This window comes from Flavobacterium sp. W21_SRS_FM6, from assembly GCF_052119645.1.
Classification (GTDB): Bacteria; Pseudomonadota; Gammaproteobacteria; order Enterobacterales; family Alteromonadaceae; genus Paraglaciecola.
Map to the genome: position 1 here is coordinate 65459 of NZ_JBGQOM010000008.1, position 12503 is coordinate 77961.

The window sequence follows — 12503 nt, forward strand, 5'->3', positions numbered from 1 at the left end:
TTTAACCCTTAGTCAACGTAACTCACATTAAAATCGTAATATGTAACGATCCAATGCCCCGTTCGGTTTACAAATGCAAAAGACATCATTATGTCGTTAATCGATACTTGTACCAAGTTGTAATTAGCATTGCCTTTAGTCAGTCGACTCCAAACAAATACTATCGCGGTGCACGTCGCAACACCCAGTAATATCATCCCTGCAATGTCATCAGTGGCGATTTAACAATCCCCCTAGGGGCAACAACATTTAAAAACAAGCAGCCTAATAACGCCGTGGTAATTAGCTTTACCAACCAATTTATAATGAAGGTCAATACTAAGCCATTGGCCGTTTTCCCACATCCTTGATAGCTGAAAAATCGATATACACCATCATGGGGCGGAGCATCATCCAAATTAACGCGCCGATGACAAATTAACTTGAGGAAATGTGAGAGCAGCCAAGCCAGCGTGTTGATTTTGATGCGAATATTTTGGGATGTAATGTGTAGAAAGACCATTTACCACGCCTCTCGTCGGTGAAGTCTCATTGTTACGTAAGGCAGTCAAAAACCAAGATATCTTTGCCAGAACAACGCCCAAGGCTACCTTCAAATCTCACACATAACACTTCTAGCGCTAAGATAAGTAACAAAGAGGAAAGGCGGCACACAACAGCGAGATGGTTTGTAAAACTAACAAGGGCCCATACGACTTAATAGGAAAATACACATAAGATATTTCATACGTGAAAATTTTTAAGTTAATCTCGATTTCACAAGATGCCATAGAAGAGAGTTACTTCTGCCATATTATTCAATACACTGGCTTACATTATTCGAATGGAGTGACGCATGGCAAACAGCATAGTACTACCTAAAATCATGCAAGTAGGCGGTGGCGCCTTGGCATTACTACCGGATACCCTCGACGCATTAAAATGTAAATCAGCTTGTATTATCAGCGATAAAACCATGTTACAGCTGGGCTTGGTTGATAAAGTAAAGGCGCTTCTAACGCCTTACTCTGTCAATGTTGGAGTGTTTAGCGATGTAATGCCTGAACCAAACGACAGCTCATTAAAAGCCGCTGTAGAAATGGTCCGAGCTGGCAAATTTGACTGTTTAGTTGCCTTAGGTGGCGGCAGTGCAATTGACAGTGCCAAAGCGATTGCTTTGCTGGTCTCGCATCAAGGTGAGATGCGAGATTATAAAGTGCCTCGAATTATCACCGAACACAGTATACCGGTTATTGCGATCCCCACTACCGCCGGAACCGGCTCTGAGGCCACCAAAGTCACTGTTATCACCGACTCTCTATCAGACGAAAAAATGCTGTGCATGGGACCAGGCTTAATGCCTGCTGCTGCAATTATTGACTATCAACTTACCTTAAGTTTACCGCCCAGAGTCGCCGCTGATACCGGTCTTGATGCCCTCACCCATGCTATCGAGGCCTATGTAAGTCGAAAAGCCAACCTGTTTAGCGATCAACAGGCTATTGCAGCCATGAAACTCATTGCACCAAATTTGCAAAGCGCCTGCTTAGAGGCTGATAACCTCAAGGCTAAAGAGGCTATGATGATGGGGGCAAGTTTAGCAGGCATTGCCTTTTCAAATGCTTCAGTGGCGCTGGTACATGGCATGAGCCGTCCGCTAGGTGTGCACTTTCACGTGCCACATGGCATGAGTAATGCGATGTTACTGCCACTGATTACCGAGTATTCTATTCCTCATGCGCCTGAACGATATGCTCAATGTGCAATGCATATGGGCTTAGTCAATAATCTTGAAAATTTAAGCAGCGCCCATGAGGCCTTAATAAGAGAATTAAAACGTTTGAATCAAACCCTCGATGTACCAAGTTTATCGGCCTTTGGCATCGAACAAAAACGCTATCATTCGTTACTAGAGACCATGGCAGAACAAGCGTTAGCATCCGGCTCTCCAGCGAATAACCCTCGCGTGCCCTCGATACCAGATATGGTGGCTTTGTATCAATCAGCTTGGACTTAGTTAGTTCGATTCATCAAGCATCAGGCAGTAAAGTTTGGGAGATAAAAGATTTTATCGCTACCTTGGCTTTGAAGGTTTTAACCCGTTGTACCTCAAGCCTTGGGTACAACCTAGGCTGGGCTAACAGCGCAGAAATGCGTGGGTCAATTGTTGACGTTGATTGAAGCCAAAGTTTGGCAAAATCAGGCAGTAAAGGTAAAAATAATGGAAAGGCCTTATCATGATAAGGCTCAAATTTTGGGTGGGCATCACGAGTAATAATGGCAGCGCTATATTCCCCATTTGCAAATTTTTGATACAACACACCTAAACAAAATGCCTGCTTAGATGAAAAATAAAATTGCTGTTTAGTTTTACCGACTAATTTTGATTCACCTAAACCAGTGGCTAACATGATCCCTCGCTGATGATGCAAAGCTGACTGCCAATATGGGCTGCTTAAATTTCTGGCATTAAAAGTAGTACGCTTGCCCGTGACTAATTGCCGTTGCTCCAAAAAACAATCAAACCACCACGTTGCGTAAACTTTTTTCAGTTCACCCTGTTCGAGGATAATGATAGGTATTTTGCGTTGAGTGTCTCCACCAAAGGCGGGATACGCTATTTCAGTCTGTTCGCATGAAAATTCAGCAAGCAAATCATTAAAATTCAATTGTTTTAAGCCTTCAATGGATTTTTCACCATTTTCAAGTTCCACATAACCGCACATACTGTTACCTTATTAAAGAATATACCCAATCAAAAGATGGGCAGTGAGAAAATAATTTTAATTGAATTCAGAGTCCGAGATTACCATTGATAAATACTAAAAAAAGTATGCCAGACCAACCTGAACATACTGCGACCCAAACTAAATTAGAACAAAAAATAAATGAATTTCGTCAGGTTTTCAGTCAGGAATTGTCGCAACGATTAATCCAACTTGAAGGCTTATGGCGTATTGCTCAGCATACGCAAGTAGTCGCCAACTTTAAGGCTTTTCGCTTTGAAGTGCATAGTCTAAAGGGCAGCAGTGCCGCCCTAAATTATATCAAGCTGAGTGAATTGTTAGGCCAAATTGAGCAGCATGTGGCCAATTGTGAAACCCATGAACTTGATCTGTCAGTCATGACGCCCTTGATTGATTTACTTATTAAAAAACTCATGGCTCTATCCGAACAAGTACCGAACCCCTTGTTAACGGTACACCAAGCAATCACAGCTAGTTCGTCACCCGTTTCATTGACTGAAATTAACGATGAAACGGTCAACACCAATTTAAAATCTCATCGCGAAATTTCAATTGCTATCGTTGATGAGGATAATGCCGTAGGTAGCTTTTTAACCAAACTACTCTCTACATTTGGTTTTGTCATCACGCACTACTCATCTGTACAACAATTAAAAAAAGGACTGGAGTCTACATCTTATAGACTCGTGCTGTTGGACTTAGCAACGCCAGAAACCGATAACACCGAAGTATTCAACTTAGCTAAAACACTCACTCAATATGATACTGATGTATTTATCCTATCCTCCCATGACTCATTTGATGCGCGCTTGTTTTCGGTTCGCGCAGAGGTCAATGACTTTCTATTAAAGCCGGTTAACATCACTTCTTTAGTGAGTAAAATTCGTAAAAATTTTAAAATTGATTTGATTAGACCCTATAAAATCTTGTTGCTTGACGACCAAGCTGCGGTGGGCGTTTTTTATAAAACCTTACTTGAATCACAAGGCATAGATGTATTAGTGCTCACTCAAGCAAACCAGATCATGACCTCTTTAGAATCTTTTCATCCTGATATTTTTTTACTTGATATGCACATGCCAGAAATCAATGGTTTTGAAGTGGCAAAGCTTATTCGCCAACAAGCAAAATACGACTACGTACCTGTTATCTTCTTAACCGCTGATAACGACATCATGTCTAAAATTGCTGCCTTAGAAGCAGGCGCAGACGATGTTATTCCAAAAGATACCTCACCAGAGCTTATCTTACGTCAACTAGACAGTCGTATTCAGCGCAGTCAACAAATTCGTTTTGCTGCATCCAGAGACAGTTTAACTGGTGTGCTTAACCATGGTCAGATTATGGAAGCTGCTTCACATGCAATGCGCATGGCATCAAGACACATTAAACCCATCGTGGTGGTGATGATTGACCTCGATAACTTTAAAAAGGTCAATGATACCTATGGGCACATTGGCGGCGACAAAGTATTAGTGTCCTTAGGTCAATTAATCCAGCAATCTATTCGTGAAACAGATTACGTGGGGCGTTATGGTGGTGAAGAGTTTTTAGTGGTGTTCAGTGATGCCGACAGCGCAACCATTGAACGTAAAATGAATAATATTCTCACTGCCTTTCAAGCCATTAATTTTACCGTTAACGAATTTGACTTTACATGTAGCTTTAGTGCGGGTCTTGCTAGCTCAGAGAACTATGACAAACTCAGTGAACTCATTGGTGCAGCCGATGCAGCCTTGTATCAAGCCAAAGGCGCGGGCAAAAAGCAAATATGGGTAGACAGCAACTAGTCAAAGGTTAGATGTTTTATGTTAGAAATATTCGCTGGGAAAGAAGCCTTAAAAACACTGCAAACAGAGGGTTTTACTAACGAGGTTTTTTCGGCGTTTTTAGGCGCGTCAGGTGGGCCTAAATGGTTCAGTTTATTTGGCCTCGATAAATATCTATTTGGCGAATTTTTTAAAGACAGGCAACAGACCTTATCATTGATAGGTTCATCAGCGGGTGCCTTTCGAGCCGCCTGCTTTGCTCAAGCCGATCCGGTTGCCGCCATCAGTCGTTTAGCTAAATACTATTCTGAAACGGTTTATGCAGACAAAGTCACCCCAGCTGAGATTACCCAAAGTGCCCGAGTACTGTTAAAGCAAGTGCTTGGCACAAACGGCGCAGCAGAAATTATTAACAATGACGTATTTAAAGCACACTTCATTGTTGCTAAAGCCAATGGCTTAGTTGCGAGTGAACAGAAGGCCTTACAGTTAGCAGGACTAGTAAAAAGTTATGCGATGAATCGCCTTAGCCGCCGATTGTTGAATAAGCAATATGAACGGTATGTGTATCACACGCCGAACAGTAATTTACAGTTTCATGATGAAAGTGAATTTACTACCCACTACGTTAATTTAACTGAGCGTAATTTAGCCGATGCCCTACTCGCCTCCGGCTCTATTCCAATGGTGATGCAGGGTATAAAGAATATTCCCGACTCGCCACCTGGCATGTATCGAGATGGCGGAATTATCGATTACCATTTTGACATTAAATTAGAAAATCAACGTGGTTTGACCCTGTATCCACATTTTAACAGCAACCCTAAAGCCGGTTGGTTTGATAAAAGTCTGAAACGCAAAGTCAATCCACGCAATTATGCCAATACCGTGATGTTAGTTCCCTCAGCGCAGTTTATTGCTAGCCTGCCCTACGGAAAAATTCCCGATCGCGAGGACTTTACTAAATTAGCCACTGACGATCGCATTAAATATTGGCGAACGGTATTGAGCGAAACCGAGCGTTTAGCTGAGGCTTTCAATCACTTTTTAGTGGATCCGAATTTATCGCTAATACACCCGATTTAACTACCCAGTTCAGGTAAAAAACTTGCTGGTATTGTTAATTAAATCCGCTTCACATGTTAGCGTTGTCGGCAGTAAACGAATCAATTTATTTTGTATATTTTTTGTCTATTTGCGGTCTTTTAGCTTTACTTTTAGCAAAGTTATCAAATTGCCTTTTTAAGCGAACAATTAACGAACAACCTGATTTTTCCGTTATATATCAGCTTTTTAGTGAACATATAACGAGTATTCAACAGAGTTATCCACAGTTTACGTGGATAAAGCAGGTATTTTTTGGATAAAGTTTGATCTCTTTACTAACGACTTACACTCGTATTTGATTTGGATACCATAAAATTTGTTTAACAAGGGAGAAGTGACACATCATGCCAAAGCAAACTTTACAGGTATTATCTGACCATTTTGTTATTCACAGTTTGCCTTCTGATGCGGTAATACCTCAAGCCGTTTTTAGTGCTACGGTATACTTTATTGGTAAAACTCAAGACGAATTATCCATCGTCGTCCCCGATAATATTGCTATTCAAAGTGAGGACAGTGATCGTGATTGGCGAGCATTAGAAGTGCTTGGTCCACTTAACTTGAGCATGGTGGGCATCATGGCGCAAATTGGCTCTGTGCTGGCGGCGGCGAAAATCAGTATATTTGTGGTATCCACTTTTGAAACTGATTTCTTCCTGGTTAAAGAGCATGATCTTACCAATGCGACTAAGGCACTGAGCAAAAACGGTTATAAAGTGATGGTATAGTGCAGATATTTAATAAAGTAGTGAGTTCATCAACCATCCCAGTGCATACCAATCGATTCAGCATTATGAGTCCGGTAGCTGGCAAGGTGCTGCCCATTGAGGCTGCAAGTGACAGCTTGTTTGCCAATCGTTTGTTTGGTGATGGAGTGGTAATTGAGCCCGCGGGTTATCAAGTTCTTGCGCCTTTTGATGGTACTGTTATGGATGTAAGCCCCACTGGTAATCAAATCCGATTACGCGCCAATAATGGCCTGCAATTGATGGTGCAACTTGGCTTTGATTCATTGTCAATGATGGGCCTTGGTTTTAAAAAGAAAGTTAAAAAAGCGCAACGATTTTCTCAAGCCCAAGTACTACTTGAATTTGACTTGAACCAAATGAAAAGACAGCTTAGTAGCGTGCATTGTCCGGTTACTCTAATAAACAGTGATAAAATTAAAGCCATCGAGCCGTTCTATTATAAAGTGCTAGCAGGCCAAGATAAGCTTATGACCGTTTATTGGTAGTTAGCGTGTTCTGTTCTTTACCTTATAATAGGTTTGTCGTTATAGTTTGCAGCCTGATTTACTGTGACACACATCATTAAATAAAGGCCAGCATGACCTCTGTATACGGCATTAAAAATTGCGATACCATAAAGAAAGCCATTAAATGGCTCAACGAACACAACATAGCATTTACCTTCCATGACTATCGCAAAGATGGACTAGCCATGGCATGGTTAGAAAACACCGAAAAACAGCTCTCATGGGAAGTGATGCTAAATAAAAAAGGCACGACCTTTCGTCAGCTTAGCGATCAACAAAAAAGCAACTTGGATAAGCAAACCGCATTGCAGCTTATGCTTGAACAACCCGCCATGATAAAACGCCCCATATTAGTTCATCAACAGCATTATTTATGTGGCTTTTCGGCTGAGCAATATCAAGAGATTTTTAAGCTATGACCGACGTATTAACGCTAACCAAAGCACTCATCAACAAAAAATCGGTGACCCCAGAAGATGCCGGATGCATGGACTTATTGGCCGATTTACTCACCCCCTTAGGTTTTGTGGTTGAACACCTCGATTTTGGCGATACGAAAAACGTATGGATCAGAAAAGGCAGCCAAGCGCCGCTATTTTGTTTTGCCGGACACACTGACGTCGTACCTTCAGGCCCCGCCGAAAAATGGCAAACCCCGCCCTTTGAAGCAACTGAAAAAGATGGCATGTTGTTTGGGCGTGGCGCAGCGGATATGAAAGGCAGTATTGCTGCAATGGTTGTCGCGACTCAGCGGTTTATTCAAGCAAACCCTGATCACAAAGGCTCAATTGCCTATCTAATTACCAGTGATGAAGAAGGGCCTTTTATTAATGGCACGACTAAAGTAATTGATACCCTAGAAGAGCGTAATGAAAAAATTGACTGGTGTATTGTAGGTGAACCTTCCAGTACCGCTAAAGTGGGTGATGTAGTAAAAAATGGCCGTAGAGGCTCACTGACTGGTGATCTCATCATCAAAGGGATTCAAGGTCATGTGGCCTACCCTCATCTTGCTCGCAATCCAATTCATCAGGTAGCGCCAGCCCTAGCGGAGTTAGCTAACACACACTGGGACAGTGGTAACGAATTTTTTCCGCCCACTAGCTTTCAAATTTCAAATATCAACGGTGGAACGGGCGCTGGCAATGTTATTCCTGGCGAATTGCATATCTGTTTTAATTTTCGATTCTCCACCGAAGTGACTGACCAAGAGCTGATTAAACGAGTCACTGAGTTATTAGATAAACACCAACTCGAATACGACATCAAGTGGACCTTCAATGGTCAACCCTTTTTAACGGCTGCCGGTGATTTGGTCGCCGCTACTGTCGATGCCATTAAGGATTGTACAGGCATAGACACTGAGTTATCGACCGCGGGTGGCACCTCTGATGGTCGTTTTATCGCCCCCACAGGAGCACAAGTAGTTGAATTAGGTCCGGTTAATGCAACCATTCATAAAATCGATGAATGCGTAAACATAAACGACCTGAGCACCCTAACATCGGTGTACCAAAATATATTGCAACGCTTGCTAGCATGATCACTTTGCAACATATTCTGGGTCTTGATGACAGCCACTTAGTGGCATGTCAACAAGGACATCACTTGCAAGCACCGGTCGCACAGGCTTTTAGCAAAATGCAAAAAGCGGCAGCAACTGAAGGTATTGATTGCCAAATTGCCAGTAGTTATCGCAGTTTTCAACAACAACAAAGCATTTGGCAAAAAAAGTGGCTTGGCGAGAAAATTCTAAGAGATATCAATGAGCAGATTATTCCATTTGAAACCCTCTGTGATGAGCAAAAACTCAAGGCGATTTTAACATGGTCAGCTCTACCGGGAGCAAGTAGACATCATTGGGGAACCGATTTGGATGTCTATGACCAACAAACACTCACTTCAAGAGGGCAATCACTACAGTTGATTCAACAGGAATATACCGATAAGTCAGGCCCTTGTTATGAGCTCAACCTTTGGTTAGATGTCCACGCGCAAGACTTCGGTTTCAGTCGTCCTTATTGCGCTTACACAGGCGGCGTGGCAGCAGAGCCTTGGCATTTAAGTTACGACTGCATCGCTCAAGACATGCGCCAGTCATTTAGCCTTGATGGTTTAAAATCAGCCATAATTGAAGCAAAACTGTTAGGTATTGAGTGTATATTGCCAAACCTTGAGGGTATTTATCAGCAATACATTCTTAACAAAGGACAAGCATGAACATTTGGTTAGCGCTTATCATCATTTTAATTGTGCTCGGCGTCATTATCGGCAATATCTTGTTACTCAAACAAAGTGCAAAACAGCCTTTACCGAAAGTCTCAAATGACAACAACGCCCACTATGATGAGAAAGACGATAAGTGGTAAGCCAACTATGCCACGTTGGCGTGCTTCAGCCTTTACTAAATAGTGTTATATATCTGAGCAACGCACTGCCGTACCACTGATACTTACCATCAACATACTGCCGCCCTTACCGACAACTTCATAGTCAATATCAACGCCAACCACAGCGTTTGCGCCCATTGCTCTGGCTTCTTGTTCTAATTCCAAAAAACCAATTTTACGGGCTTTAGTTAACTCGTCTTCATACGCACCAGAACGACCACCAACGATATCGCGAATAGTGGCAAAAATATCTTTGAAAAGGTTAGCGCCCATAACGGCTTCGCCGACAACGATACCTAAATAACTTTCGATTTTTTTACCTTCAAGATTGTTGGTTGTAGTGATGATCATGGCGATTCCTTTAATTAAGCTGTAATAGTTGTGCAAGCTGAGTAATACGCTTAGCTAATTGCTCTGACTCATAGGACTTTGCGGGATGTTGACCCCACACAGGTTTGGGCCAACACAAGTCTGAACTATATCGAACTATGTGATGAATATGCAATTGTGCCACCACGTTGCCAATAGCAGCAATATTCAATTTATCAGGCTGAAACAATTGTTGAAGTGCGCGGCTCACCTGCGCAGATTCTTGCCACAATAGCTGTTGTTGCGCGGGCTCTAAATCAATAATTTCAACACAGTTAGCTATCATTGGCACCAAAATAAGCCAAGGGTAATTCGCATCTTTCAGTAACAATACTTTACATAATTTAAGGTCACAGACCCATTCACAGTCATGCTCGAGTCGAGGATCTAAGTTAAATGATGACATCAAGATTCCTTGTTAAATTTTGGTGGGAACAACTGTTAGTACCGCACGTTGTCCGATCGCGACATTGGCATTGGGGAAAACAATAGCCTCGCCATCATGTTCACAGTAATACTGATATTCACCATCACTAGCTAACAAATCGCCTTTTGTAAAATCACTGAAGTTAGCGAGTTCATCACTGAAGGTAAAACTAAAAGCGTCACTGTGTTTATTGATTACCTGATTGACTTGATAAATTAAAAAATCAGCATTATCAAAGGCTTTGAGTTCCATTTGTGCGCCACAAATCAATTGCATTAATGTGCGCTTAACCGCTGCAAATTGACTCATATCGTTTTGACCAAAGGGCCTTACTTTGCCCAGCTCAACCGTAAACGCCTCTGCATTAAATTCATTAGAAGAATAATAACTAAAGGTCGTGGTTGAACTACCAGAGAGTAAAATCGTGTTGATGCCACAAGCGAGTAAAAAGGCTAATTGCTCTTTATTCCAAGGACGACCATGTCTAAAAGGATACACCGCAAATTTGTCGTTTTTAGAAGGTTTGATGGCCGTATGTAAATCATAATGTATACGTAGGCGAGTTGTGTCGGCTGTAAAAAAATCTCTCACGGCCTCTTCGAGTTGTTTTGCACGTACACATTCTGCATTCATCGCGCCGTCAGAAGCGCTGTGAGCGCCGCTAAATAAACGGTTCAAATTCTCATCAATAAAGCGTTTTGCCACGTTCATCGCAGGCAAGTTACCAAATAAGAATAAAACACGATGAGCCAGGTGAATATTACCCCGCAGTATACCTTGTACAAACTCATCGCAAATTTCTATGGGCGCAGTTTCATTACCATGGATCCCACTTGATAGCACAATGTCCTTGTCTCCACGTTGTTGTGGTTCAAATACAATAATACCCGGTGCCGTTATCGTCACTTGGGTGCTATTGGGTAAGGAGAATGATAGGGCTTGGAAAAATAGCTCGGGCTGAAAACGCGATAAGGACAAAAAACTGCCCTCAGTCAATAGCGTATGGATAAGATCACAAGTTTGCTTAGTATTGTTTGTAGACATAGAAGACATCATAAAAAAACGATGACGTATCATAACGCAAAAATCCGCGAAATTTGTTGATTTTTAAACGCAGAGGAAGCAATTAACAGGCTGTTTTTTGCAAACGATTCAGAGACGAGCCAACCGCTAACTCCTGATGGGCTAGAACAATAAATTGCTCAAGTGGAACCGCTTTTGAGAACAGAAAACCTTGTCCTTGGGTTATGCCAATTTCTCGCAGAATATGCAGATGTTGTAAGGTTTCAATTCCCTCTGCGACCAATTCACATTTAGCCGCATTGGCGATCAATTGAGTCGCTTCAATAATGGCGCGATTAATCGGCGTTTGCTCTAACTCCATGACAAAAGTTTTATCGATTTTAATTGTATCAATCGCAATATCTCGCATGTAGGCCAAGTTTGAATAGCCCTTGCCAAAATCATCAATCGCGATAGACATACCCAAAGCGCGTATTTCAGCAAGCTGATTTTTCACTAAAAAAGAATTTGAGAGAGCAACGTCTTCTGTTAACTCTAACTCAAACTGTTCAAATTCTACCTGATATTTTCGGCCTAACTTTTTAAGATTACTGACAAACGCGATGTCGTATAGCTGAGTGGGCGACATATTAACTGATATTTTTAGTGACAAGCCATTGGCATTAAAAACCGTCGCACTTTTAAATGCTTGCTCTAACGTCCAATACCCTACCTCGTTCATCATATTGTAAGATTCAGCGGCTTCTATTAAAGCACCAGGAAACAATACGCCGTCCAAAGGGTGATTCCAGCGCAGTAAACATTCTGCACCAATAATATCTAAGGTGGTCAAGTTCACTTTTGGCTGAAAGTAAATTTCTAACTCGTCATGACTAAAAGCACGGGCAATATCAGCCTTTAAGGCAAGAGCGCGTCCTCCAATTTCTGCCTTATGTAGTTTGGCATATTGGAAATTATCAAATTTATTACTTTTTGCTTGTTTTAGCGCCGATTCAGCTAAAGAAAAAAATCGATTTACATCAGTATTCGCTGGTTGATTCGACGCCGCACCTACGTTGAAATCAGCAATAAAAGCATGATCTTCACATGAGATAGGTGCTTTAAAATGTTCTACTAGATATGAGTACAGTTCGTGGAGTTTTTCTTGGCTATGTATGCCTTTCACTACTAGGCCAAATACATCACCACTAACCCGGCCGAGTAATGCTTTTTCTTGAAAGATATGTGCGATACGATTTGCGATTTCGAGTAAAATTTTGTCACCAAATTCATAACCGAAGCCACTACTAACATCTGAAAATCTCACTACATCAATGAGTAATAAAGATTGCTCGGGTGCAAGCTGAATGATCTGATTAACTTGGTCTAAAAATACGTGTCTATTAGGAATACTAATTAACGAATCATGCTGATTTTTCATTAAATCCTATGCACTCC

15 protein-coding genes are annotated in these 12503 nt (G+C 41.7%); 9 read left to right on the forward strand and 6 right to left on the reverse strand.

The features are described from left to right. Positions 1–8: 8 nt before the first annotated feature. A complete protein-coding gene (locus tag ACEN2L_RS14125; protein ID WP_441744593.1) occupies positions 9–197 on the reverse strand; it encodes a hypothetical protein in 189 nt (62 codons plus the stop codon). A gap of 638 nt (positions 198–835) precedes the next feature. Here ACEN2L_RS14125 and ACEN2L_RS14130 point away from each other — a divergent pair. Next, complete coding sequence (locus ACEN2L_RS14130; RefSeq protein WP_441744595.1) at positions 836–1996, forward strand: iron-containing alcohol dehydrogenase; 1161 nt, start codon at positions 836–838, stop codon at positions 1994–1996. Between the two features lie 13 nt (positions 1997–2009). On the opposite strand, the gene ACEN2L_RS14135 is transcribed toward ACEN2L_RS14130, so the two are convergent. Then, on the reverse strand, positions 2010–2705 hold the full coding sequence (locus ACEN2L_RS14135) for an SOS response-associated peptidase family protein (protein ID WP_441744596.1): 696 nt from the start codon (positions 2703–2705) through the stop codon (positions 2010–2012). A 107-nt stretch (positions 2706–2812) separates the two neighbouring features. Between ACEN2L_RS14135 and ACEN2L_RS14140 the strand changes: the two genes are divergently transcribed. The 8 genes from ACEN2L_RS14140 to ACEN2L_RS14175 all read left to right on the forward strand — a co-directional run bounded on the left by ACEN2L_RS14140 (position 2813) and on the right by ACEN2L_RS14175 (position 9226). Beyond that, on the forward strand, positions 2813–4516 hold the full coding sequence (locus tag ACEN2L_RS14140; RefSeq protein WP_441744598.1) for a diguanylate cyclase: 1704 nt from the start codon (positions 2813–2815) through the stop codon (positions 4514–4516). A gap of 18 nt (positions 4517–4534) precedes the next feature. Further along, positions 4535–5581 (forward strand): patatin-like phospholipase family protein, encoded by a 1047-nt coding sequence (locus tag ACEN2L_RS14145; protein WP_441744600.1) that lies wholly within the window; start codon positions 4535–4537, stop codon positions 5579–5581. A gap of 365 nt (positions 5582–5946) precedes the next feature. Continuing rightward, positions 5947–6330 carry an ACT domain-containing protein gene (locus ACEN2L_RS14150; RefSeq protein ID WP_306022408.1) on the forward strand — a complete coding sequence of 128 codons (384 nt, stop codon included), beginning with the start codon at positions 5947–5949 and terminating at the stop codon, positions 6328–6330. Then, entirely contained in the window at positions 6330–6836 is a 507-nt protein-coding gene (locus tag ACEN2L_RS14155) for a PTS sugar transporter subunit IIA (RefSeq protein WP_306022409.1), read from the forward strand. The genes ACEN2L_RS14150 and ACEN2L_RS14155 overlap by 1 nt, the downstream gene beginning before the upstream one ends. A 92-nt stretch (positions 6837–6928) precedes the next feature. Continuing rightward, complete coding sequence (locus ACEN2L_RS14160; protein ID WP_306022410.1) at positions 6929–7276, forward strand: ArsC family reductase; 348 nt, start codon at positions 6929–6931, stop codon at positions 7274–7276. Further along, positions 7273–8400, forward strand: coding sequence for a succinyl-diaminopimelate desuccinylase (dapE, locus tag ACEN2L_RS14165; RefSeq protein WP_441744603.1), 1128 nt, complete (start codon positions 7273–7275; stop codon positions 8398–8400). The genes ACEN2L_RS14160 and dapE overlap by 4 nt, the downstream gene beginning before the upstream one ends. Continuing rightward, the gene (locus ACEN2L_RS14170) at positions 8397–9077 is read left to right on the forward strand and encodes a M15 family metallopeptidase (RefSeq protein WP_441744605.1); all 681 of its coding nucleotides are present in this window, start codon (positions 8397–8399) and stop codon (positions 9075–9077) included. Before dapE ends, ACEN2L_RS14170 begins: the two co-directional genes overlap by 4 nt. After that, positions 9074–9226, forward strand: a complete 153-nt coding sequence (locus ACEN2L_RS14175) for a DUF2897 family protein (protein WP_306022413.1) — start codon at positions 9074–9076, stop codon at positions 9224–9226. Before ACEN2L_RS14170 ends, ACEN2L_RS14175 begins: the two co-directional genes overlap by 4 nt. Before the next feature lie 45 nt (positions 9227–9271). Here ACEN2L_RS14175 and ACEN2L_RS14180 read toward each other — a convergent pair whose 3' ends face one another. From ACEN2L_RS14180 to ACEN2L_RS14195, 4 genes are all read right to left on the reverse strand, one after another. Next, complete coding sequence (locus ACEN2L_RS14180) at positions 9272–9598, reverse strand: heavy metal-binding domain-containing protein (protein ID WP_306022414.1); 327 nt, start codon at positions 9596–9598, stop codon at positions 9272–9274. A gap of 10 nt (positions 9599–9608) precedes the next feature. Then, positions 9609–10022 (reverse strand): HIT domain-containing protein, encoded by a 414-nt coding sequence (locus tag ACEN2L_RS14185; RefSeq protein WP_441744607.1) that lies wholly within the window; start codon positions 10020–10022, stop codon positions 9609–9611. A gap of 12 nt (positions 10023–10034) precedes the next feature. Then, the gene (gene astE / locus ACEN2L_RS14190; RefSeq protein WP_441744609.1) at positions 10035–11087 is read right to left on the reverse strand and encodes a succinylglutamate desuccinylase; all 1053 of its coding nucleotides are present in this window, start codon (positions 11085–11087) and stop codon (positions 10035–10037) included. A gap of 82 nt (positions 11088–11169) precedes the next feature. Further along, positions 11170–12486: a putative bifunctional diguanylate cyclase/phosphodiesterase gene (locus tag ACEN2L_RS14195; protein ID WP_441744611.1), complete on the reverse strand. Its 1317-nt coding sequence runs from the start codon at positions 12484–12486 to the stop codon at positions 11170–11172. Positions 12487–12503 lie beyond the last annotated feature (17 nt).